The 23,335-nt window shown below is 72.3% G+C and carries 15 protein-coding genes; 7 read left to right on the top strand and 8 right to left on the bottom strand.

The window, feature by feature from the left end; translation table 11 throughout:
- Positions 1-22 precede the first annotated feature (22 nt).
- Positions 23-1,090: a mechanosensitive ion channel family protein gene (locus tag ACSMXR_RS11265; protein ID WP_137233008.1), complete on the bottom strand. Its 1,068-nt coding sequence runs from the start codon at positions 1,088-1,090 to the stop codon at positions 23-25.
- 314 nt (positions 1,091-1,404) lie between these two features.
- Here ACSMXR_RS11265 and ACSMXR_RS11260 point away from each other — a divergent pair, with 314 nt between their 5' ends.
- The gene (locus ACSMXR_RS11260) at positions 1,405-1,941 is read left to right on the top strand and encodes an HNH endonuclease (protein WP_003969129.1); all 537 of its coding nucleotides are present in this window, start codon (positions 1,405-1,407) and stop codon (positions 1,939-1,941) included.
- Positions 1,942-1,988: 47 nt separating this feature from the next.
- Here ACSMXR_RS11260 and ACSMXR_RS11255 read toward each other — a convergent pair whose 3' ends face one another.
- A complete protein-coding gene (locus ACSMXR_RS11255; RefSeq protein ID WP_473171767.1) occupies positions 1,989-4,979 on the bottom strand; it encodes a beta-N-acetylglucosaminidase domain-containing protein in 2,991 nt (996 codons plus the stop codon).
- A gap of 355 nt (positions 4,980-5,334) precedes the next feature.
- On the opposite strand from ACSMXR_RS11255, the gene ACSMXR_RS11250 reads away from it, so the two are divergent.
- The 5 genes from ACSMXR_RS11250 to alc all read left to right on the top strand — a co-directional run bounded on the left by ACSMXR_RS11250 (position 5,335) and on the right by alc (position 10,346).
- Positions 5,335-5,646 (top strand): hypothetical protein, encoded by a 312-nt coding sequence (locus tag ACSMXR_RS11250; protein WP_218527502.1) that lies wholly within the window; start codon positions 5,335-5,337, stop codon positions 5,644-5,646.
- Positions 5,647-7,848 carry a 4-alpha-glucanotransferase gene (gene malQ / locus ACSMXR_RS11245; RefSeq protein WP_381795743.1) on the top strand — a complete coding sequence of 734 codons (2,202 nt, stop codon included), beginning with the start codon at positions 5,647-5,649 and terminating at the stop codon, positions 7,846-7,848.
- A 20-nt stretch (positions 7,849-7,868) separates the two neighbouring features.
- On the top strand, positions 7,869-8,099 hold the full coding sequence (locus tag ACSMXR_RS11240; protein WP_432023646.1) for a hypothetical protein: 231 nt from the start codon (positions 7,869-7,871) through the stop codon (positions 8,097-8,099).
- Positions 8,100-8,217: 118 nt separating this feature from the next.
- Entirely contained in the window at positions 8,218-9,126 is a 909-nt protein-coding gene (locus ACSMXR_RS11235; RefSeq protein ID WP_137233012.1) for a LysR substrate-binding domain-containing protein, read from the top strand.
- Positions 9,127-9,191: 65 nt separating this feature from the next.
- Positions 9,192-10,346: an allantoicase gene (gene alc / locus ACSMXR_RS11230; RefSeq protein ID WP_381849760.1), complete on the top strand. Its 1,155-nt coding sequence runs from the start codon at positions 9,192-9,194 to the stop codon at positions 10,344-10,346.
- A 98-nt stretch (positions 10,347-10,444) separates the two neighbouring features.
- Here alc and ACSMXR_RS11225 read toward each other — a convergent pair whose 3' ends face one another.
- Together ACSMXR_RS11225 and pepN (ACSMXR_RS11220) are read right to left on the bottom strand one after the other, a co-directional pair.
- Entirely contained in the window at positions 10,445-10,978 is a 534-nt protein-coding gene (locus tag ACSMXR_RS11225; RefSeq protein ID WP_381849763.1) for a hypothetical protein, read from the bottom strand.
- A gap of 197 nt (positions 10,979-11,175) precedes the next feature.
- Positions 11,176-13,752 carry an aminopeptidase N gene (gene pepN, locus ACSMXR_RS11220; RefSeq protein WP_381795747.1) on the bottom strand — a complete coding sequence of 859 codons (2,577 nt, stop codon included), beginning with the start codon at positions 13,750-13,752 and terminating at the stop codon, positions 11,176-11,178.
- Positions 13,753-13,877: 125 nt separating this feature from the next.
- Here pepN (ACSMXR_RS11220) and ACSMXR_RS11215 point away from each other — a divergent pair, with 125 nt between their 5' ends.
- Positions 13,878-14,378 carry a DUF1203 domain-containing protein gene (locus tag ACSMXR_RS11215; RefSeq protein ID WP_376187885.1) on the top strand — a complete coding sequence of 167 codons (501 nt, stop codon included), beginning with the start codon at positions 13,878-13,880 and terminating at the stop codon, positions 14,376-14,378.
- A gap of 77 nt (positions 14,379-14,455) precedes the next feature.
- On the opposite strand, the gene ACSMXR_RS11210 is transcribed toward ACSMXR_RS11215, so the two are convergent.
- The 4 genes from ACSMXR_RS11210 to pepN (ACSMXR_RS11195) form a co-directional block, all read right to left on the bottom strand.
- Positions 14,456-15,484, bottom strand: a complete 1,029-nt coding sequence (locus ACSMXR_RS11210; protein ID WP_098025823.1) for an aspartate-semialdehyde dehydrogenase — start codon at positions 15,482-15,484, stop codon at positions 14,456-14,458.
- 255 nt (positions 15,485-15,739) lie between these two features.
- A complete protein-coding gene (locus ACSMXR_RS11205; RefSeq protein ID WP_473171766.1) occupies positions 15,740-19,048 on the bottom strand; it encodes a S8 family serine peptidase in 3,309 nt (1,102 codons plus the stop codon).
- Between the two features lie 288 nt (positions 19,049-19,336).
- Entirely contained in the window at positions 19,337-20,422 is a 1,086-nt protein-coding gene (locus ACSMXR_RS11200; protein ID WP_376187882.1) for a hypothetical protein, read from the bottom strand.
- A 212-nt stretch (positions 20,423-20,634) separates the two neighbouring features.
- On the bottom strand, positions 20,635-23,241 hold the full coding sequence (gene pepN / locus ACSMXR_RS11195; RefSeq protein WP_473171765.1) for an aminopeptidase N: 2,607 nt from the start codon (positions 23,239-23,241) through the stop codon (positions 20,635-20,637).
- Between the last annotated feature and the right edge of the window lie 94 nt (positions 23,242-23,335).

Here is a 23,335-nt window from a genome sequence, read left to right as displayed (position 1 = left end):
GAAATCGGAAAGGCGAAGGGGCCTACTTGTTCAGATTGGCGGGCGGCGGAATCGGGGTCGCCGCCAGCGACTGCGGGGAGGTCGCCGAGGCGTACGCCGACGGTGCGGCCACGCCCGCCGCCGGGTCCGCCGAGGACTCGCTCTCCGTCTGGAGCGGGATCGCGCCGATCATGCGGATGCCCGCGTCGTCCAGCGCCTGCTTGATGCGCCAGCGCAGCTCGCGCTCCACGCCCACCGACTTGCCCGGCATCGTCTTCGCGGTGACCCGCACCGTCATGGAGTCCAGCAGGACCGCGTCCAGGCCGAGCACCTCCACCGGGCCCCACAGCCGCTCCGACCAGGGCTCTTCCTTCGTCAGGGTCTCCGCGGCGGTGGTGATCGCCTCGCGGACGTGCTCCAGGTTCTCCGTGGGGCGCACGGTGACGTCGACCCCGGCCGTGGACCAGCCCTGGCTGAGGTTGCCGATCCGCTTCACCTCGCCGTTGCGGACGTACCAGATCTCGCCGTTGTCGCCGCGCAGCTTGGTGACGCGCAGCCCCACCTCGATGACCTCGCCGGAGGCCACCCCCGCGTCGATGGTGTCCCCGACCCCGTACTGGTCCTCCAGGATCATGAAGACGCCGGAGAGGAAGTCCGTGACCAGGTTGCGGGCGCCGAAACCGAGCGCCACACCCGCGACACCGGCCGAGGCGAGCAGGGGCGCCAGGTTGATCTTGAAGGCGCCCAGGACCATCAGGGCGGCCGTGCCCATGATCACGAACGAGGCCACCGAGCGCAGCACCGAGCCGATCGCCTCCGAGCGCTGGCGTCTGCGCTCGGCGTTCACCAGCAGCCCGCCCAGCGCGGTGCCCTCCACCGCCTGGGCGCTGCGGTTCATCCGCTCTATGAGGTTGGTCAGGGCGCGCCGGATCAGATAACGCAGCGTGATCGCAACCGCCACGATCAGCAGGATCCGCAACCCGGTGCTGAGCCAGGTGGACCAGTTCTCCTCGACCCAGCCCGCGGCGTTCCCGGCGTGTTCGGCGGCTTCGTCCAGCGAGCCGCCCGGCTCGGGAGACGGGGCTGCGGCCAAGAGGGCGGACAGGGACACGAGAGGGACCTCCACGGGGACGACGGCTGGTCGACAACAGTAACGAAGCCGGGGGAGTGGATCGTTGCCGAGGAGCGAGGAGAGACAGGTCTCACCGGGAACACCTCCGCTGTGGCCGATCGCACAGCGCGGGAGGCCGCCCTGGTGAGGCTGCTGTCCGGCGCCGCGGAACGGAGCGCGGGGCCCGGGGTGAGAAAAATCCTCCCGGCCCGTTACCCGTACGTGGTGGCGCTTTGACCAGGCATGAGGAGAGACTGAGATCGGATCGTCCCGGCGCGAGCCACGCGCCGCCGGCGTACAAGGAGGCATCCACCGTGCCGCACGTCCTGGTTCTCAACGCGTCGTACGAGCCGCTCGGCGTCGTACCGCTCCGCCGCGCGCTCGTCCTCGTCCTGGAAAACAAGGCCATCTGCCTGGAGGAGTCCGGCTCCTTCCTGCACAGTGCCACCCGTGCCGTGCCCGCTCCCAGCGTGGTCCGGCTCAAGCGCTTCGTCCGGGTCCCCTACCGGGGGCCCGTTCCCCTGACGAGGCGGGCGCTGTTCGCCCGGGACGGCGGGCGCTGCATGTACTGCGGGGCCGCTGCGACCAGCGTCGACCACGTCATCCCGCGCAGCCGGGGCGGGCAGCACGCCTGGGACAACGTGGTGGCGGCCTGCCGCCGCTGCAACCACGTCAAGGCCGACCGCCATCTGCCCGAGCTCGGCTGGCGGCTGCGCCATCAGCCCGCCCCGCCGACCGGCCTGGCCTGGCGGATCATCGGGACCGGACACCGCGACCCGCGCTGGCTGCCGTACTTGCAACCGTTCGGCGCGGACGACGTGATGGCCCGGATCGACGGCGTGTCCGCCTAGGACCCGCTGTCACCGGGCCTTCGTCGTTCCCGGGCCCGCGTCACGGCTCAGTCGTCCGCGACCGCGTACGCCTCCACCGACCAGAGCGAGTAGCCGTACTGCGTCCCCCGGCTCTCGCCCTGCACCCGGATGAACCGGGCGTCCTTCTCGTCCATCCGGACCGACTCGCGCCCGCCCCGGCCCTCCGCCACGGTCGCGGCGGTGCGCCAGGTGCGGCCGTCGGCGGAGACCTGTATGCGGTAGCGGGAGGCGTACGCGTCCTGCCAGCTCAGCACCACCTGGCCCAGCCGCACCGGCTTCGGCAGCTCGGTCTGCCACCAGGCCCCGTCCTCCACCGGCGAGGACCACCGGGTCTCCGGATCGCCGTCGGAGGCCGCCGCGGCCGGGAAGTCCGGGGTCTCGTCGCCGGACGAGGAGGCCGTCGCCGTACGCGCCAGATCCGGGCCGCCGGTACGCGGGAAAGCCCGCACGGTCAGCGTCGACTCCTGGCCGCCGAAGGTCAGCGGCACCTCGTACTCGCCCGCCGGGGTGTCCTTCGGGACGGTGATGTCCACGGGCACCTCCGTACGCGATCCGCGCGGCACGGTCGTCTGCTTCGGGACCCGCACCTCGATGCCCTCCGGGGCCTTCGCGGTGAGCTTGCCCTTCACCTCGACCGGACGCCGCCCGGCCAGCCGCGCCGCGACCCGCTGGGGCTCGCCGCCGATCTCCGCGTCCGTCTCGCCGTGCGCCAGGTCCAGCGTGGCGGCGGGCTCGTCGCCGAACCACGGCACCAGGGCGCGCACCTGCGGGGTGGACGTCACGAGGGCGGGGGCCGGGGGCAGGGTGGGGCTCAGATACGAGGGCGGGGCGCTCCGGGCGGCCTCCGGCACGGTGACCCGTACGGCGTCCGCCCGCAGCCCCTTCGCGGCCGTCTGGGTCCAGCCGCTCGGCGAGAGCCGCCCCAGGGCGTGCCAGCCCTCGCCGGGCACATGGGCCTCCACGACCGCGTCGCCGAGGGCGGTCCCGGGCTCGGCGAGCGCCGTGACGGCCTCCACCGGGCGGGTCCGGTCCAGCCGGACCGTATAGCTGTGGGCGTCCTTCGTGACCCGGCCCGAGGCGCGGTCGGTGCCGTTCCACCCGGCGGCCACCTTCGCCGCCTTGTCCAGGAACGGATCCAGCACGCCCTTGCCGACCGTGGCCCGGCTCGCCCTGATCTCCTCGCGCAGCGGCTCCAGGGCCAGCTCGGTGCGCCAGGCGGCGGCGCCGTCCCCGGCGGCCTGGGCCTGGAGCAGGTCCACCACCAGCTCACCGGCCCGGCCGTAGCGGGCCAGCTGCTCGGTCCAGGGCCGCACCTCGTCGGTCAGCCGGCCCTCCGCGGGGGTCTTCAGCCGCTCGGGGGCCTGCCGCATCACGGAGAACGCCGCGCGCAGCTCGGCCGCCGCCCGGTCGCGGCGTGAGGCGTCGGCGCGGGAGTTCCAGAAGGCGTCGAACAGGGGCTGGAGGTAGGCGGACTCCTCCGCGCCGAGCACCGAGCCCGCGCTGTTCCCGGCCAGCGCCAGCAGCGCGTCCCGGGCCCCCGCGTCCCCGCCCGCCAGATCGTCGACCGCCGCCCGCCAGGACGCGGCGGGGTCGTACCCCTTCGGGTTCCAGGCGAAGTCGGCGGCGGTGAACAGCGGGATCCGGGAGGCGGACGGCTGCTCCATCGCATTGGCCAGCAGCGCGGCCGAACCGCTCGCCACCGCCGGGTCCCGGCCGGTGTACGGGCCGAGGAAGATGCGGTCCTGGGCGTAGTCGTTGACCGGGTAGTTGTCCATCGTCACCAGCGGATGGCGGAACGCGGCGCGGGCCCCGGCCAGTTCACCGCCGGTGATCTTCTTCGGCACCACCCCGACACCGGTCCAGGCGACCTGCACCCGGTCGTCCAGCTCGGCCGCCAGCGCGGTGCGGTAGTCCGTGGACCCGTCCTGGTAGAACTCCGTCGGCAGCACGGACAGCGGGGCCGCGTCCGGGTGCCGCTCCTCCAGATGCCGGGCGAGGGCGCCCGCGACCCGGGCCTGGGCGCGGGCCGCCGCCTTCGGGCCGCTGCCGAAGGTCTCCGCGTCCAGGTCGCAGTGCCACTCGCTGTAGCTGACGTCCTGGAACTGCAACTGGAAGACCCGGACGCCCAGCGCCCACATCGCGTCGACCTTTTTGGTCAGCGCCCTGACGTCCTGGTCCGATGCCATGCACATCGCCTGACCGGGCGAGAGCGCCCAGCCGAGCGTGACGTGCTCGGCGCGCGCCCGCTCGGCCAGCGCCCGGAAGTCGGCCCGCTTGTCGGCCGGGTACGGCTCGCGCCAGCGCGCCAGCCGGAAGGGGTCGTCGCCCGCCGCGTAGAGATAGCGGTTCTGTTTGGTGCGGCCCATGAAGGAGATCTGGTCGAGCCGCTCCTCACGGGTCCACGGCTGTCCGTAGAAGCCTTCGGCCATGCCGCGTACGGCGGTTCCCGGCCAGTCCCGTACGGTCACGCCGGCCACCGAGCCGCCGGTGACCAGTTGCCGCAGGGTCTGGACGGCGTGGAAGAGGCCGTCGCCGCCGAGCCCGTCCAGCGCGACGGTGGCGCGTCCGGCGACCCGGCCGACCGCGATCCGGTAGCCGCCCGACGGCAGATCGGCCCGGTCGGGAGCGCGCAGCGCCCGCAGCGCCTCACCGGCCCCCGTGCCGCCGAGGCGGACCACGGGGCCGCCGCCGGGCAGGCTCTCGTGCAGCGTCGTGACACCCGCCGCGCGCAGCAGCGAGCGGGTCTGCTCGACGGCGTACGGGTCGGAGCCCGGCGCGGCGACGAGGGTGGCCTCGGAGCCCAGCTCCACGGCGGGCCCGGTGGTCTTCATGCTCTGCGGCCGGGGCCAGACGGACGGCGGGCGCGCGCTGTCGGCGCGGTCGGCCTCGCCGGCCACGGGGCGGCCGGGATCGGCGGGGGCGGCCGTCGCGGCCGGAGCGACGGAGACGGATCCGATGAGCCCGCCGATCACGGCGGCGGCCACGGCCGTCGCCTGCCTTCTGCGCCCGATCCGCACGTCGCACTTCCCTTCCGTACGTACCCACTGCCGGCACGGGAACGCCGTGTCGACCCCCTCGGCCCGCAGCCGGTGGACCCCGGCGGGGTCCGAGCCCACCACCCGCGCGCGAGGGTGTCAATGCGCGTGGCCGTTGTGCCGTATTTGCCGGGAATAGCGGCACCTTCGGGCCCGGTGGGGCTGGTGTGGCGGACGGGAGTGGCTGAAAACGGTCCATAGCTGGCAGTCGGGGGAACGGAATGTGACCCAGAGCACGTTGGGCTCGTTGTCATAACGCCTGCATCACGTCCACGTCTGCCGGGGCGAGGCCTGGGTAGGCCTGCTGTGTCCTGTTCTCCATGGCCAGGAGGCCACCATGCCCGCTGCCGCGCAGCTTCTGCTCTCCGCCCTTTCCAAACAGGTCCCCGCCCAGCCCGAATCCGCCCCGCTGACCAGCGAACTTCCCCGTGCCGATGTCGCCCACCTGATCAGCGGTCCGCCGCTCGCCGATGTCTCCCTCCTGCTCGGTGAATCCTCGTTCGCCGATTCCGCGCCACTGACCAGCGAGCCTCCGCTCGCCGATGCCACCCCTCTCACGAGCGAGCCTCCGCTCGCTGCCGTCGCCCCTCTGACCAGCGAGCCGACCGCACCCGGCACCGCAGGGGGCTTGGAGTTCCCAGGAGTCTGAATGGGCTTGTCCCGGCTCGCCGCACTGCACGGTGTCGCCACCTCCTACTCCCCGTCGCCGGATGTCACGGTGTCCGTCCCCGACGACACGGTCATCGCCGTGCTCGCCGCGCTGGGCGTCGACGCCGGCACTCCGGCGGACGTACGGAAGTGCCTCGTCGCCGCGGAGTCCCGCTCGCGCCTGCTGCCGCCGACCGTGGTGGTCTGGGCCGGCGAGCCCCTGCCGCCCGCCCTGGCCGGGCTGCCCCCCGGCTCGACCGTCACGGTCGAGCCGGAGCCGGCCGAGGCCCCGGGACACCTCTCGGGCCGCCCGCCCGCCCCGCTGAGCATGCGGTCCCGGGCGGCGGCCCCCGCCGCCCCGGTGACGCCGCCGCCCGTGACACCTCCGGGAGGCGGCGCTTCCGCTTCCACCGCCCCCGCCGCCGCGCCCGCCTGGTGGATTCCGCCGCCCCACGGTGTCCACCGCATCCACGTCCGTACGCCGGACCACCGTCGGGCCACGGCCACCCTCATCGCCGCCCCGGCCCGCGTCCCGCAGCCGCCCGAGCGGTCGCACGGCTTCCTGGTCCAGCTCTACTCCCTGCTCTCCGCCCGCTCCTGGGGCATGGGCGACCTCGGCGACCTGGCCGACCTCGCCGACTGGGCCGGACGCACCCTCGGCTCCGGGTTCGTCCAGGTCAACCCCTTGCACGCGGCCGTTCCGGGACGCCCCACCGACCCGTCCCCGTACCGCCCCTCCTCGCGCCGCTTCCCCGACCCGGTCCATCTGCACGTCGAGTCGATCCCCGAATACGGCCACGTCCGCGACCGGGCCACCCTCGACGACCTCCGGCAGGACGCCGCCGCCCTCAGCGAGGCCGTGCTGAACAAGGGCGCGCTGATCGACCGGGACGCCGTCTGGGAGCTGAAGCGCCAGGCCCTGGAGCTGGTCGTCGAGGTGCCCCTCACGCCCGGCCGCCGTGCCGCCTACTGCGACTTCCTGGCCGAGCAGGGCCAGGCGCTGGAGGACCACGCCCTGTGGTGCGCGCTCGCCGAGGTGCACGGCCCCGACTGGCACACCTGGCCCGAGGCCCTGCGCGACCCCCGCTCCCCGGGAACCGCCCGCGCCCGGTCCGAGCTGCTGGACCGGGTCGACTTCCACTGCCGCCTCGCCTGGCTGACCGCCACCCAGCTCGCCGCCGCCCAGCGGTCCGCCGAGGACGCCGGGATGAGTATCGGGATCGTCCACGACCTCGCCGTCGGCGTGCATCCGGCAGGCGCCGACACCTGGGCCCAGCAGGACGCCTTCGCCCCCAGCATGTCCGTCGGCGCGCCCCCCGACGCCTTCAACGCGCGCGGCCAGGACTGGGGCCTGCCGCCCTGGCGCCCCGACGTCCTCGCCGCCACCGGTTACGCCGCCTACCGCGGCCTGCTCCGCGGGCTGCTGGCCCGGGCCGGAGCCCTGCGCATCGACCACGTCATGGGCCTGTTCCGGCTCTGGTGGGTGCCCGAGGGCCGCCCGCCCACCGACGGCACGTACGTCACGTACGACGCCGAGGCGATGCTCGCCGTCCTCGCCCTGGAGGCCCACCGGGCCGGGGCCGCTGTCGTCGGCGAGGACCTCGGCACCGTCGAGCCCGGCGTCCGCGAGGCGCTGGCGCGGCGCGGTGTGCTCGGCACCTCGGTGCTCTGGTTCGAGCGCGACTGGGCGGGCGGCGGCCGCCCGCTCGCCCCGGAGAAGTGGCGCCGGGACTGCCTGGCCACCGCCACCACCCACGATCTGCCCTCCACCGCCGCCCGGCTGACCGGCGATCATGTGACGCTGCGCCATCGCCTCGGCCTGCTCACCCGCTCGCTGGAGGAGGAGCTGACCGAGGATGCCACCGACACCGCCGAGTGGCTGGCCCTCCTCGCCCGGCTGCGGATGCTCCCCGAGGGCGACGGCGACGAGGAGGCCGCCGTCCGGGCCGTCCACCGCTTCCTGCTCCGCACCCCCGCCCGGATGACCGGCGTCTGGCTCCCCGACACCGTCGGCGACCGCCGCCCGCAGAATCTTCCGGGCACCTGGGACCAGTACCCCAACTGGCGGCTCCCGATCGCCGACGCCGAGGGCCATCCGGTCACCCTGGAGGAGATCACCGCCTCGCCCCGGCTGCACGCGCTGATGGAGGTCCTCAGGCCCCGAAAGCCTCATACGGCACCCCCGGGCGAGCGCCGTCCTTAGGCGTTCGCTACGTTGGCACCGTGGACAAGAAGAACGCTATGCGCGCCGGCGTCGTTGCGGCCGGGACGACGCTGATGATGCTGCTCATGTCGGCCCCGGCGCTCGCGCTCACGCCCGACGACGGTGACGACCCGGCTCCGCGCCTGAGCGCGATCGAGACCATCGGTCTCTACGTGGTCGCGCCCATCGCCCTGTTCGTGGTGATCACGGGCCTGGTCATGGTCCTGGACAAGTCCAAGAAGCAGGTCTGACCCACCCCCGTACGACATGCGTGACGGGTGCGCCGCCGGTACGAGCTACCGCGCGGCGCATCCGTATGTCCGGGCCCGGACGTGCGCGGGGCCCGCGCCGGGCCGGTAGGTTGCGCCCATGACCGAGTGGGACGTCAAGAAGCTCCGCATCCTGCGCACCCTGCGCGACCGGGGCACGGTCACGGCGACCGCCGAGGCGCTCCTGATGACCCCCTCCGCGGTCTCCCAGCAGCTCACCAACCTGGCCAAGCAGCTCGGGGTGGACCTCCTGGAGGCCCAGGGCCGCCGGGTCCGCCTCACGGACGCCGCCCACCTCGTCCTGCGTCACGCCGAGGCGGTCTTCGCCCAGCTGGAGCGGGCGGAGGCGGAACTGACCGGCTATCTGCGCGGCGAGGCCGGCGAGGTCAGGGTCGCCGCGTTCTCCACCGCCGTGCCCGCCCTCGTCGTCCCCGCCGTCCGGCTGCTGCGCGCCGAGGACCGCCCGGGGCCCGACGTACGCGTACGGGAGGCCGAGGCCGCCCAGGCGTACGAACTGCTCACCGCGGGCGAGGTGGACCTGGCCCTGTCGCTGGCCGCCCACGCGCCCACCGCCCGCGACCCCCGCTTCAGCCTCTTCCCGCTGCTCGCCGACCCGCTGGACGTGGCGCTCCCCGCCGATCACCCGCTGGCCGCCGCGCCCGCCCTGCGCCTCGCGGACCTGGCCGCCGACCGCTGGATCTTCGGCGGCTCCGGACCCTGGTCCGAGATCACCACCGCCGCCTGCGAGGCGGCCGGCTTCGTTCCCGAGCAGGCCCACAGCGCCGCAGGCTGGACCGCGATCCTCGCCCTGGTCGAGGCGGGCATGGGCGTGGCGCTGGTGCCGCGGATGGCCGCCCGGGAGCGCCGCGAGGGCGTGGTGATGCGGGTGCTGGAGGCGGACCGGCCGCGCCGCCATGTGGTGGCGGCGGTCCGGCACGGGGCGGAGAGCGGCCCGGCGGTGGCCCGAGTGCTCGCGGCGCTGAAGGACATCGCGGCATCGTTCAGCTGAGCTGAACGATATCTGAGAAAACTTTCGATGGACCTGATGGGTCCGGTGGCGCGAAGGTAGGAGCCATGACCTTCGACGCGAGCGAGACCACATTCCAGGACACCGACACCGACCCCCACGCCAATGACGCCGCGCCCTACGGCGGCGGCGACCCGTACGCCGACTACCGCGAAGCCGGGGACCTCCCCTTCACCGAGCTGGTCGACCTCGCCGACCGCCGCCTCGGCGCGGGCGTGATCGCCGCCAACGACGAGTTCTTCGCCGAGCGCGAGAACCTGCTGATCCGTGAGCGCGCCGTCTTCGACCCCGAGCACTTCGGGCACAAGGGCAAGATCATGGACGGCTGGGAGACCCGCCGCCGCCGCGGCGCGGACGCCGACCACCCCTTCCCGGCCCCCGAGGACCACGACTGGGCCATCGTCCGCCTCGGCGCGCCCGGCATCGTCCGCGGCCTGGTCGTGGACACCGCCCACTTCCGCGGCAACTACCCGCAGCGCGTATCGGTGCAGGCCACCGCCGTCGAAGGCGCCCCGAGCCCCGAGGACCTGCTCGCCGACGACGTGAAGTGGGAGGAGATCCTTCCGCCCACCCCCGTGCGCGGCCACGCCGCCAACGCCTTCGAGATCACCGGCGGCCGCCGCTACACCCACCTGCGCCTCTGCCAGCACCCCGACGGCGGCATCGCCCGCCTCCGCGTGCACGGCGAGGTCGTCCCCGACCCGGCCTGGCTCGCCGCGCTCGGCACGATCGACCTGATCTCGGTCCTCAACGGCGGTACGTACGAGGACGCCTCCGACCGCTTCTACTCCTCGCCCACCCAGATCATCCTGCCGGGCACCTCCCGCAAGATGGACGACGGCTGGGAGAACCGCCGCCGCCGGGTCCGCGACACCAACGACTGGGTCCGCTTCCGCCTTCCCGCCCAGGGCGCGGTCCGCGCGATCGAGATCGACACCGCCTACCTCAAGGGCAACTCCGCCGGCTGGATCGCCCTCCAGGGCCGCAACGGCGACACCGGCGAATGGTTCGAGATCATCCCGCGCACCCGCCTCCAGCCCGACACCCCGCACCGCTTCGTGCTGCGCGCCCAGGCCGTCGTCACCCACGTCCGCCTCGACGCCTTCCCCGACGGCGGTGTGGCCCGGATGCGGCTGCACGGCACCCTCACGGAGTCCGGCACCGCCGAACTGACCCGCCGCTACGAGGAGTCGGGCGCGTAACCCCGTAACCGCGCCACCTCGGCACCCCATGCTCCGCCCGGCGGACGGCTGCGCTCCTGCGCCCGCCCGCCGGGCGGTCTCCAGCGGAACCGCCCGGCTCAGGCGGCGTACGCGGTGACGTACAGCGTCTTGGCCAGCACCCGCCAGGTCCCCCACGCGAACACCCGGTTCACCCCGTTGCAGAAGACCTCGCCCGTGCAGTCGGTGGGCCGGTCCTGCCAGGCCCGGACCGTCATCGTGTGGAAGCCGAGGGTCCGGGAGAACGCGAAGCGGATGTGCATGCCCCGGCCCAGCTGGTGCCCCGGCAGCGTGTTGATCTGGAAGAAGTCGTTCCCGATGTACTCCACCTCGACCGGATTGCCGCCCAGCAGCTCGCAGCGCGCCCCCGCCCGGATCCGCCCCGCACAGCCGCCGCTGACCGGGAACAGCCAGAAGTGGTCGGTCAGCTGCCGCCGTACGGCGTCCGGCCCGGTGAACGGATGCAGCCCCAGGCTGTACCCGTACGTGTAGAGGTCGTAGCAGCCCGCCGGACCGGCCCGGCAGTCCGGGCGGTCGGTCACCGGCGCGGCGGGGCCCGCCATCAGCCCCGCGCACAGGGCCAGCGCGACCGGCACGGCGGCGAAGCCGGGCATGGGACCCTCCCGTGGCCTGCGTCCGAAGCATCATGCGACGACCCTTCGGACCGTAGGCCACGGGAGATCACGGCGCGCGCGGACGTACGGCGAATGCGCGAGTACCGAACGGCGGGCACGGGCCGGCCCGCCCGACAACGCGAAGGGCGCCCCCTCCGCCGCAGCGAAGAGGACGCCCCCGGGGCCGTAGGCCGCCGCTACGCGGTGGCCGCCGCCGCGTCCGCCGCCTGGGCCTTCAGGGCGCGCTCCACACCGGACCGCGACTCCGACATCAGCCGGCGCAGGGCCGCGCTCGGCTCGGCCGAGGCCAGCCAGGCGTCCGTGGCGTCCAGGGTCTCCTGCGAGACCTGGAGGGACGGGTAGAGGCCCACGATGATCTGCTGGGCCATCTCGTGGCTGCGCGAGTCGGAGACGCCCTTCACCGAGGCGAAGTACTTCTCCGTGTACGGGGCCAGCAGCTCACGCTGGTCCGTCTGGACGAAGCCGCTGATGACCGCTTCCTGGAGCGAGTTCGGCAGCTCGCCGGAGTCCACGACCGAGGCCCACGCCCGGGCCTTGGCCTCCTCGGACGGCTGGGCCGCCCGCGCGGAGGCCGCGTGGCGCTCGCCCGCCGCGGTCCTGTCGCGCTCGTACTCGGCGGCGATCTCCTCCTCGTCCAGGAGGCCGGCCGCCGCCAGCCGCTGCACGAACGCCCACCGCAGCTCGGTGTCGACGGTCAGGCCCTCGATCGCCTCCGTGCCGTCCAGCAGCGACTGGAGCAGATCCAGCTGCTGCGGGTTGCGGGCCGTGGCCGCGAAGGCGCGGGCCCAGGCCAGCTGGTGGTCGCTGCCCGGCTCCGCCGTGCGCAGGTGCGCCAGCGTCGCGTCGGTCCACTGGTTGAGCGCGCCCTCGCGGGTCTCCGGCGCGGCGTACAGGTCCAGCGCCAGCTTCACCTGGCGGTGCAGCGACTGGACGACGCCGATGTCCGACTCCTTGCCGATGCCCGAGAGCACCAGCGAGAGGTAGTCGCGGGTCGCCAGCTCGCCGTCGCGCGTCATGTCCCAGGCCGAGGCCCAGCTCAGGGCGCGCGGCAGCGACTCGGTGAAGTCGCCCAGGTGCTCGGTGACGACCCGCAGCGACTCGGCGTCGAGGCGGACCTTGGCGTACGACAGGTCGTCGTCGTTGAGCAGGACGACCGCCGGACGGGCCTTGCCCACCAGGGCGGGAACGTCGGTGCGCTCGCCGTCGACGTCCAGCTCGATCCGGTCGGTGCGGACCAGCTTGCCGTCCGCGTCGAGGTCGTAGGCGCCGATGGCGATGCGGTGCGGGCGCAGCGTCGGCTCGCCCTTCGCGCCGGCGGGCAGCGCGGGGGCCTCCTGGAGCACGGTGAACGAGGTGACGACGCCGTTCGCGTCGGTCTCGATCTCCGGGCGGAGGATGTTGATGCCCGCCGTCTCCAGCCACGCCTTCGACCAGGTCTTCAGATCGCGGCCCGAGGTCTTCTCCAGCGCGCCCAGCAGGTCGGACAGACGGGTGTTGCCGAAGGCGTGCGCCTTGAAGTACGCCTGCACGCCCTGGAAGAACGCGTCCTTGCCGACGTACGCCACCAGCTGCTTCAGCACCGAGGCGCCCTTGGCGTACGTGATCCCGTCGAAGTTGACGAGGACGTCGTCCAGGTCGCTGATGTCCGCCATGATCGGGTGCGTGGAGGGCAGCTGGTCCTGCCGGTACGCCCAGGTCTTCATGGAGTTGGCGAACGTGGTCCAGGAGTGCGGCCACTTCGAGCCCGCCGCGTCCGCCTGGCAGGCGATCGAGGTGTAGGTGGCGAACGACTCGTTCAGCCAGAGGTCGTTCCACCACTCCATCGTCACGAGGTCGCCGAACCACATGTGGGCCAGCTCGTGCAGGATCGTCTCGGCCCGCACCTCGTACGCCGCGTCCGTCACCTTGGAGCGGAAGACGTACTGGTCGCGGATGGTGACCGCGCCCGCGTTCTCCATCGCGCCCGCGTTGAACTCCGGGACGAAGAGCTGGTCGTACTTGGCGAACGGGTACGCGTAGTCGAACTTCTCCTGGAACCACTCGAAGCCCTGCCGGGTGACGGCGAAGATCTCGTCCGCGTCCAGGTACTCCGCCAGCGAGGGGCGGCAGTAGATGCCGAGCGGGACGGACTGGCCGTCCTTCTCGTAGGAGCTGTGCACCGAGTGGTACGGGCCGACGATGAGCGCCGTGATGTACGTGGAGATGCGCGGCGTCGGCTCGAAGGCCCAGACGTCGTCCTTCGGCTCCGGCGTCGGCGCGTTCGAGATGACCGTCCAGCCGGAGGGGGCCTTCACGGTGAACCGGAACGTCGCCTTCAGGTCCGGCTGCTCGAACGAGGCGAAGACGCGGCGGGCGTCCGGGACCTCGAACTGCGTGTACAGATAGGCCTGCTCGTCGACCGGGTCGACGAACCGGTGCAGGCCCTCACCGGTGTTGGTGTACGAGCAGTCGGCGACGACCTTCAGCTCGTTGGCGCCCTCGCGCAGATGCGGCAGGGCGATCCGCGCGTCGCGGAACACGGCGGCCACGTCCAGGTCCTTGCCGTTCAGCACCACGTCGTGGACGGCCGGGGCGACCAGGTCGATGAAGGACTCCGCACCCGCCTCCGCGCAGTCGAAGCGCACGGTGGTCACGGACCGGTAGGTGCCGCCCTCCTGCGCTCCGGAGAGGTCGAGATCGATCTCGTACGCGTCCACGGTCAGCAGGCGCGCCCGCTCCTGTGCCTCTTCGCGGGTCAGATTCGTGCCAGGCACGCGGTCATCTCCTAGGTGTGCGACTTGATAAGCGGCGTTTCCGGCCATCCTTCCACGTACCGTGCTCCCAGCGCGATGTCCGTTTTCCGCCGGACGCGGACGACGCGGCGCGGCACGCTCGCACCATGACCGGACACCAGCCACGCCCCATCGGCCCCACCGCGCTCGCCGAACTCCGCGCCACCGACGACGCGGGCCGGCCCTGCCGCCCGTACACCGCGACCGAGGGCGGTGAGCCCCTGCGCTGCTGTCTGCGCGGCGGCGAGCCGGGGGAGCGCATCGCCCTCGTCTCCTACGCCCCGCTGCGCCGCTGGGCCGCCACGACCGGGGCGAGCCCGGGGGCGTACGACGAGCAGGGGCCGGTCTTCATCCACGCTGAGGCGTGCGCGGGCCCGGACCCACAGCGCGCCGGATACCCCTTCGCACGGGCGGGCGCGCTGCGCACGGTCCGCCGCTACGACGCCCGCGGCCATATCGTCGGCGGCCGGCTGCTGGAGCTCCCGGCCGAGCCGGGGAAGGGCTTCGACGCGGCCCTGGACGAGGCGTTCGCGGACCCGGAGGTGGTGCTGGCGCACGTACGGGCCGTGGAGTACGGGTGCTTCCACTTCGAGGTGCGCAGGGGCTGAGGACGTACGCGAAAGGGCGGCCACCGGTGCACTCCGGTGGCCGCCCCTTCCCGTACGCGTACGCGTGACGCGGCTGGTCAGCCCTTCAGCTCGGCCGCCACCAGCTCCGCGATCTGCACGGCGTTCAGCGCCGCGCCCTTGCGGAGGTTGTCGTTGGAGACGAACAGCGCGAGGCCGTTGTCCACCGTCTCGTCGACCCGGATGCGGCCGACGTACGACGCGTCCTTGCCGGCCGCCTGGAGCGGGGTCGGGATCTCGGACAGCTCGACGCCCTCGGCGTCCTTCAGCAGCTCATAGGCGCGCTCGACGCCGATCGGGCGGGCGAAGCGGGCGTTGATCTGGAGCGAGTGGCCGGAGAAGACCGGGACCCGGACGCAGGTGCCGGAGACCTTCAGCTCCGGGATCTCCAGGATCTTGCGGGACTCGTTGCGGAGCTTCTGCTCCTCGTCCGTCTCGAACGAGCCGTCGTCCACGATCGAGCCCGCCAGCGGCAGCACGTTGAAGGCGATCGGACGCTTGTAGACGGCCGGCTCGGGGAAGTCCACGGCCTCGCCGTCGTGGACCAGCTTCTCGGCGTCGGCGACGACCTTGGCCGCCTGGCCGTGCAGCTCGGAGACCCCGGCGAGCCCGGAGCCGGAGACGGCCTGGTAGGTGGCGACGGTCAGCGCTTCGAGACCGGCCTCGTCGTGCAGCGGGCGCAGCACGGGCATCGCGGCCATCGTCGTGCAGTTCGGGTTGGCGATGATGCCCTTGGGGCGGACCTTCGCCGCGTGCGGGTTGACCTCGGAGACGACGAGCGGGACCTCGGGGTCCTTGCGCCAGGCGGAGGAGTTGTCGATCACCACGGCGCCCTGCCCGGCGACCTTCTCGGCCAGCGCCTTCGAGGTCGCGCCGCCGGCGGAGAACAGCACGATGTCCAGGCCGGTGTAGTCGGCCGTGGAGGCGTCCTCGACGGTGACCGCGGAGCCCTTGAAGTCGATCGTGGAGCCCGCGGACCGGGCGGAGGCGAACAGCCGCAGCTCGTCGACCGGGAAGTTGCGGTCGGCCAGGATCCTGAGCATGACTGTGCCGACCTGACCGGTGGCGCCGACGATTCCGACCTTCACGAGGACTCCTCTGTTCTGTACACCTGTGCGTCTGTGCGGTCCGTATGCCGCTCCATGATGCGTATGTCCCGGCCCGCCTTGTCCAATCCATTGTCCGACCTGCGGACTCTTCGTGCGAGGACCGCAGATTCTGCGATGTCCGTGCCCGCGTGGGGAAACATCTGCGGCGGCGTACGCGGCCTGTGACGAGGAACACGCACAGCGGGGCGGGTGCTCGTGAGAGCGCCCGCCCCGCCGTCCTGCCGGTGGAATCCGTTACGGCGTGACCTTCTCGATCACGACGCTGCCGGTGCCCGCGGCGGTGCCGCGCGCGTTGACCACCTGGACCTCGCCGAAGAACTGACGGCCCTCGGGAGCCGCTCCGGCGACCACGACCTCGGCGCCGACCTGGGCCGAGGCGCCGTTGGCCAGGTTCACGGCCTTGGTGGCGTCGACCTTGATCGTGCCGAGCGAGGGTGCGTAGAACACGTCGCGGTAGTCGTACGTGGTGGTCCCGGCCGGGACCGAGTAGCCGTCGATGACGACCGTGTACGTGCCCGCGGCGGGCTTGACCAGGCTGACCGACTCGTCCGAACCGGAGGTGGTCGAGCTGGCGACCTGCGTGGCGCCCCGGAAGACGTACAGGTCGATGTCCGCGTTGGCGTCCGAGGTGCCTCCGACGGCGATGTCGAGCTTCTCGACACCCGCGCCGATGGTGACCGTGGTCTCACGGGTCTGACCCGTGGAGATCGACGGCTTGTCCACCTTGGCCGAGCCCAGCGAGCCGCCCTGGAGCTTGCCCTGGAGGGCGGCGGCGCCGTTGGTGACCGTCCAGTTCACCGGGGCCGGAGTGCCGACCTTCGCCTCGGCGATGGTCTGCACCGCCGGGTCGAAGGAGACGCCGAGCAGCGAGACGTCCAGCTTGAACGGGTTGTCCAGGAGCGGCGACGTACGACGCGCCTCGACCTCGATCTCCCAGACGCCGGGCTGCGGGTTCTGGTAGGAACGCACGTCCGGGCGGCAGGTGTTGGCCGGGTTCTCGTAGTTCGGGTAGCAGAACGTCGTCGTGGTCGGGTCGACCGGCGTCCCGTACGGGTGCAGGGCGATGAACCGGGTCTGGCTGCCCGAGCGCAGAGCGCTGATGGCGACCTCGAGGTTCTTCGCGCCCTCCGGCACGTTGACGAAGTACGACGTGGTGCCGTTGCGCTGCACCGAGCCGGACGACTTGAAGGCGTAACCGGGCTGCTGGAGCTCGTGGGCGATGACGACCGTGGTCATGATCTGGTGGTCGACGCCGGAGGTCTTCTTGTCGTCGAGCTGCAGGATCGCGCTGTGCACCCCGGCGGTCTTCGCCTTGGCCTTGACCTTGAGCTTGACCGGCGTGTCGAGCGGCAGCGAGACGTACTCGGGGCTGCTGAGCTCGAAGGTGCCGTCGTTGTTCTTCCACGTCAGCCGGTGCTGGACATTGCGGTCCGGGCCGGTGGTGCGGGTGACGACGACGTCGTAGACCTTGGTCTCGCCGACCTTCAGGCCGCCCTCGCGGTCGTAGAGGCCGGTGCCGAAGCCCGGGTCCTTGAGCGCGAAGTCGATCGCGGTGTCGACCGGGGCCTTCACCGAGAACTCGTGCGCGGGCTTGCCCTGCTTGGCGATCTGCTTCCAGGCGCCGACGATGTCGATCAGACCGGAGCCCTGGACATGCGCGGGCACATCCTTGATGTGGCTCGCGGTGCTGGTCAGCGCGGTGCGCAGGTCGGCCGGGGGAAGCTCGATGTCCTTCTGCTTCGCGGCGGACAGCAGCAGCGCCGCGGCGCCCGCCACCTGCGGGGAGGACATCGAGGTGCCCTGGAGCATGGAGTAGCCGGCCGGCAGGTCGTAACCCGCCTCCTTGACCGGACCGCCCGGCGCCCAGGTCTGGGTGGTGTTGATGGACGCACCCGGAGCCGAGATGACCGGCGTGAAGCCGCCGTCCTCACGCGGACCGCGCGAGGAGAAGGGCAGCATGTCGTACTTCTTGGTGACGTTGGAGCCGTAGTTGGCCGCCCACGTCTCCTTGGAGATCGACGCGCCCACCGAGATCACGTGGTCGGCGACGGACGGGTCGCCGATGGTGTTGAGCCCCGGGCCGCTGTTGCCGGCCGAGATGACCAGCTGCACGCCGTAGATGTCGATGAGCCGCTTGTACAGCTCGGCGCGCGCGTTGTTGCCGTCGTTCAGCGGCGGCAGGCCGCCGATCGACATGTTGACGATGTCGACGCCGCGGTTGACGACGAGGTCGATCATGCCCTCGGTCAGCGCGATGTTGGTGCAGCCGCCGGACCAGGTGCAGGCACGCGAGGAGACGATCTTGGCGCCGGGGGCGGCGCCGTTCATCTCGCCGCCGAACAGGCCGTTGGCCGCGGTGATGCCCGCGACGTGCGTGCCGTGCGCGCCCTCGATGACACCGATGTTGACGTAGTCGGCCTTGGCGCCCGCCGCGTTGTAGACGACACCCTTGCGGGTCTCGACGACGAACGGGATCCGCTCGGAGATCTGGGTCCGCGGGTCGTCCTCACCGAAGTAGGAGACCTGGAACTTCTCCTTGTACGGCTTGAGGACCTTGTCGTCGGAGAAGTCCGCGTTGTTGTTCAGGTCGACCCGCGTGGTGCCGGTGACCGGGTCGTACAGCACGCCCCAGACGTCGGTGGTGTCACCGTCGCGGTTGAGGTCGCCCGCCATCTCGCCACCGGTGGTGGCCGCCTCGGCGAAGGTGGCGAACTTGTAGCTGCCCGCCGGGGCCGAGTAGGTCTTCCCGCCGGACGTGAACGTCGGGCCGCTGACGGACTCGGTCATCCGCAGCCAGGTGCCGTCGCCGTCGCTCACCGGGTCGGTGGCGGTCACCCAGTCGACGACCTTGCGCTCGCCGGTGGTGGTCTTCTTCAGGGCCGGGTGGCCGAGGTCGACGCCGGAGTCCAGGATGCCGATCGTGATCCCACGGCCGTCGGCCTTCGGGTGCTTCGCGACGAAGTCGACCGCGCCCGTCTCGAAGGACGGGTTGTACGGGTTCTTCGCCGGGGTCTTCTTGTTCGGCGCCGCGTAACTGCCCGTGGCCTTCAGCTGCTTCGCTCCGGCGGCCCGGTCGCCCTTGGGCGTCGGGTCGTCCAGCTTGATCTCCTGCTTGAGATCGATGCCGAGGACGGAGGAGAGCTTCGAGGCCGCCTTGATGGTGGACTCGGCGCGCTTCGTCGGGACCGTCGCCCGGACGTAGCCGAGCTTGTCGTAGGTCTGGCCGAGCACGGAGCCCTCGACGGCATCCAACTGCTTGCTGACCTGCTCGGTCGCCCCGGGGGTGGTGGCGACCATCATGGTGATGTTCTTCTCGCCCTTGGCCTCGGCCTTCGCCAGGAGATCGGCGTCGGCCTTGCCGAGCTTGTCGCCCCGGTCGCTGGTGGCGGCCGGTTTGACGGGTGCCGGAGCCGGGTCGTCGACGGCGAAGGCCGGTGCGGCGCCGGAGGCGGCGAGTGCCGCCGCCAGACCGGCAGCGGCCGCGATACGAGCCGCGCGTCTCGCCCCGGGTATGGAGCTGGGGGATTCCTTGGTCATCAGCATCCCTGTAATTGAAAGAGAGAGTCCGGAATTCGGTACCGGATGACCGCTCAGCCTGTCGTAAATGACAGGGGTTTGTGGAGAGTTGACGGAGACGAGTCAGGGACATGGCATAGATCCGCCATGGGGCGCGATATGCCACGAGGGAGGAAAGTGGCCAAACGGTACGCGGGTGACGCCCGGTGCGGGGTGGTGGTCCGGACCAGAGGCCGTCGAGGGCCCGCGTGCACGGCGTCCGTCGTCCCGCCCGTCGCCCGCACGTCCCGCCCGTCGCCCGCACGTCCCGCCCGCTCAGCGCGGCAGCACCATCACATACGCGGCCGGCTCCCGGTCGGCCGCCGCCATCAGCGCCGTCCGTACGACCGTCGCCTGCTGGTCCACCGCCTCGCGCAGCTTCCTCGGCGTGAGGTGGACGACCGTGATCCCGAGCCGCTCCAGATGCTCGCGCTTCGCGGCGTACGCGGACCACTGCGGGTCCTCCTCGGTCCGGCCCCTCCGGCCGGGCACGCCGTACCGGGGCGCCCGGGTGTCCAGCTCCACCGCCACCGCCTGGTCGGGCCAGTAGGCGTCCACCCCGCCGAGCCCCGGCCCGCCCGGCTGTCGCAGCTCCACGTTCCACACCGGCTCCGGCAGCCCGTGCTCGCGCACCATCGTGTACAGCCGCGCCTCCGCCACCGTCCGCCCCTCGGCCAGCAGCGCGTCGACCGCGCCCACCACGGCGGGCCGCCCCAGCAGCTTCGCCTCGCTCAACTCCCGTACCACGGCAGCCGGTTCGCAGTGCCCGCCGCGCACCGCCTCGGTCAGCAGCCGCCGGACGTCCGCCGCGTCGTCCGTGCCCGCCACCGCGTCCGCCAGGGCCCGCTCCACCGGGGCGACGGGCACCTCGCCCACCCGCGCCGCGCTCGGCATCGAGGCGGTCCGCAGCACCTCCACGAACCGGGTGGACCGCAGCCGCCGGGTGCGGGGGACCAGCACATCGATCCGGTGCAGCGCCCCCAGGTCCCCGACGGTGGCGAAGCCGTACAGCGCGAGCGCCGCGATCCCGGTGACCATCGCCTCGCCGTATCCCGCGTCCGAAGGTTCCGCCGGCGCGCGCCGCGCGGAGACCGGCGGACGACCCGCGTACAACAGCGCTCCGTGCAGCCGCTCCTGCCCGGTGGGCGGACCCGGGTGCAGCAGATAGACCCCCGGCAGCAGATGCTGCCAGGGGCCGCCGGGCAGACACTGCGCGGACGTCTGCGCGGCGGACACGCCCCGCGCCCTCAACTGCGCGGCGGACAGGACACGCTGCGTGACGTCCCCGGGGTGGAGGGGGAGCCGGGAGAGCGGGGCGAGAGCGGAGAGGCCGGGGGAGAGCGGGGTGTTCTTCTGGGTCATGTCCCGGGGTTTCCCGCCCGGGGAGGGTGCCCTAACCCCTGTTACACGCCCGTCGACATTCCCGGACAACGCCGTCCTAAAGTACGGACGTTCGACAACCGAAAAGGGCCGTCGCGCCGGGAATCGGGGGCGGGGCGTCTCGGGCGGGTGTACGAGCGCCGCTTTCGCGCCGCACGCACGCCCCGCCCGAGCGCCCCCTCATTCCCTCCCGCTCACGCCGCCGCGGACCGGTCGCACTCCTGGCCGCGCAGCGCCCGCGCGAGATCGTCGCGGGCCTCCAGCACCAGCCGCCGCAGCGCCGGGGCCGCGTCCTCGTGCTCGGTCAGCCAGGCGTCGGTCGCCGCGAGGGTCTCGGGGCTGTCCTGGAGCCCGGGGAACATCCCGCGCACCACGTTCATGCCGATCTGGATGGACCGCTCCGCCCAGATCCGCTCGATCACCTCGAAGTAGCGGGACGCGTACGGCGCGAGCAGCTCCCGCTGGGAGGGCTGCCCGAAGCCGGTGATCGTCGCCCCGACCAGCGCGTTGGACAGCTTGTCCGACTCCACGACCGCCGCCCACGCCTGCGCCTTGACCGCTTCGGACGGCCGCGAGGCGAGGCACCGTACGTGATGGCGCTTGCCGGTCGCCGTGTCGTCGCGGGCCAGTTCGGCGTCGATCGCCGCCTCGTTCGCCACCCCGTGCGAGGCCAGCGGGGAGAGGAAGGACCAGCGCAGCTCCTGGTCCACGTCGAGACCGTCCACCCGGGCCGTGCCGTCCAGCAGCCCGCCGAGCAGCTGGAAGTCCTCGTCGGACGAGGCGACCGCCGCGAAGAAGCGGGCCCAGGTCAGCTGGTGCTGGCTGCCCGGCTCGGCGGTCCGCAGCTCCCGCAGCGCACCCTCGGCCAGCGCCCGGCCGCCCTCCTCGCGCCAGTCGGGGGCCGCGTAGTTGACCAGCGCCGACTCCGTCCAGGCGTGCAGCATCTGGAGCACGCCGATGTCGCTCTCCCGCCCGGCGAACGCCAGCACCAGCGCGGCGAAGTCGCGGGCCGGCAGCAGCGCGTCCCGGGTCAGGTTCCACAGCGCCGACCAGCACAGGGCGCGGGCCAGCGGGTCCGTGATCTCGCCCAGGTGGTCGCGGAGCGTGGCCAGCGACCGCTCGTCGAAGCGGACCTTGCAGTAGGTGAGGTCGTCGTCGTTGACCAGGATCAGATCGGGCCGCTCGGACCCGGCCAGCGCGTCCACCACGGTCCGCTCGCCGGCCACGTCCACCTCGGCGCGCGCGTAACGCGTCAGCTCGCCCTCCGGCGTACGCCGGTACAGCCCGACCGCGACACGGTGCGGGCGCAGCTCCGGGTGCGAGGCTGCGGCCTCCTGGACGACGGCCAGCTCGGTGAGCGTGCCCGCGGCGTCGTACGTGGGCACCGGGGTGAGCACATTGACGCCCGCCGTCTGGAGCCAGGAGTGCGACCAGGCGGTCATGTCCCGACCGGAGGTCTCGGCGAGCACCGACAGCAGGTCCCCGAGCCGGGTGTTCCCGTAGGCGTGCTGCTTGAAGTAGCGCCGGGCGCCTTCGAGGAACGCGTCGCGCCCCACGTACGCCACGAGCTGCTTCAGGACCGAGGCGCCCTTGGCGTACGTGATCCCGTCGAAGTTCAGCTTGGCGTCCTCCAGGTCACGGATGTCGGCCGTGATGGGGTGCGTGGAGGGCAGCTGGTCGGCGCGGTAGGCCCAGGACTTGCGGTTGTTGGCGAAGGTGATCCAGCCGTTGGTGAAGCGGGTCGCCTCGACCATCGAGAAGGCGCCCATGAAGTCCGCGAAGGACTCCTTCAGCCACAGGTCGTCCCACCACTCCATGGTGACGAGGTCGCCGAACCACATGTGCGCCATCTCGTGCAGGATGACGTTGGCACGCCGCTCGTAGGCCGCCGTGGTGACCTTGCCGCGGTAGATGTACTCCTCGCGGAAGGTGACCATGCCCGGGTTCTCCATGGCCCCGAGGTTGTACTCGGGCACGAACGCCTGGTCGTACTTCCCGAAGGGGTAGGGGAAGTCGAAGTTGTCGTGGAAGAAGTCCAGGCCCTGCTTGGTGATCAGGAAGACGTCGTCCGCGTCGAAGTGCCGGGCGAGCCCCTTGCGGCACATCGCGCCGAGCGGGATCTCCAGGGTGGAGCCGTCGTCGAACGTACGGGTGTAGTGATCGCTCACGTAGTGGTACGGACCGGCGACGACGGCGGTGATGTACGTGGAGATCGGCTTGGTCTCGGCGAAGGTCCACACCCCGCCCTCGTGCGACTCCTCGGCCCCGTTGGACCAGACCCGCCAGTCCGCCGGCGCGGTCACCCGGAAGCGGTAGGGGGCCTTCAGGTCGGGCTGTTCGAAATTGGCGAAGACGCGGCGGGCGTCGGCCGGCTCGTACTGCGTGTAGAGATAGACCTCGCCGTCCTCCGGGTCGACGAAGCGGTGCATGCCCTCGCCGGTCCGGCTGTACGCGCAGCGGGCGTCGACCACGAGCACGTTCTCGCCCTCGACGAGCCCGTCCAGCGCCACCCGCGTGCCGTCGAACACGACGGCCGGGTCGAGGGGCTTCCCGTTCAGGGTCACCGCGTCCACACCCGGCGCCACCAGGTCGGCGAAGGTCGATGCGCCGGCCCGGGCGGAGCGGAACCGGATCGTGGTGAGCGAACGGAACGTCCGCGGACGGCCGTCCCCGTCGCCCCCGTCGGCCCCCTCGGGCTCGCCGACGGCGGACCGCAGGTCGAGGTCGACCTCGTAACCGTCGACGGTCAGCAGCTCGGCCCTCTGCTGGGCCTCGTCGCGGGACAGGTTTTCACCGGGCACGGGCACTCCTTCGTGACGCGCGTCATGTGTCGTGTTCGAACCTATTGATCCTTGCATGCGTCTCGCGGCGACCGCAGGCAGGGAATGAGAGGCC

The sequence above is a fragment of the Streptomyces sp. DSM 106670 genome, from assembly GCF_055792845.1.
The sequence above is the reverse complement of the archived record's forward strand: the minus strand, read 5'-3'. Positions and strand labels throughout refer to the sequence as shown.

Excerpts from the sequence above, each read along its gene's own strand:
- ACSMXR_RS11235 (WP_137233012.1), top strand. The coding sequence starts at position 8,218 with ATGACCGAGTGGGACGTCAAGAAGCTCCGCATCCTGCGCACCCTGCGC.
- ACSMXR_RS11200 (WP_376187882.1), bottom strand. The coding sequence starts at position 20,422 with ATGACCCAGAAGAACACCCCGCTCTCCCCCGGCCTCTCCGCTCTCGCC.
- ACSMXR_RS11250 (WP_218527502.1), top strand. The coding sequence starts at position 5,335 with ATGCCCGCTGCCGCGCAGCTTCTGCTCTCCGCCCTTTCCAAACAGGTC.
- ACSMXR_RS11225 (WP_381849763.1), bottom strand. The coding sequence starts at position 10,978 with ATGCCCGGCTTCGCCGCCGTGCCGGTCGCGCTGGCCCTGTGCGCGGGG.
- alc (WP_381849760.1), top strand. The coding sequence starts at position 9,192 with ATGACCTTCGACGCGAGCGAGACCACATTCCAGGACACCGACACCGAC.
- ACSMXR_RS11205 (WP_473171766.1), bottom strand. The coding sequence starts at position 19,048 with ATGCTGATGACCAAGGAATCCCCCAGCTCCATACCCGGGGCGAGACGC.
- malQ (WP_381795743.1), top strand. The coding sequence starts at position 5,647 with ATGGGCTTGTCCCGGCTCGCCGCACTGCACGGTGTCGCCACCTCCTAC.
- ACSMXR_RS11215 (WP_376187885.1), top strand. The coding sequence starts at position 13,878 with ATGACCGGACACCAGCCACGCCCCATCGGCCCCACCGCGCTCGCCGAA.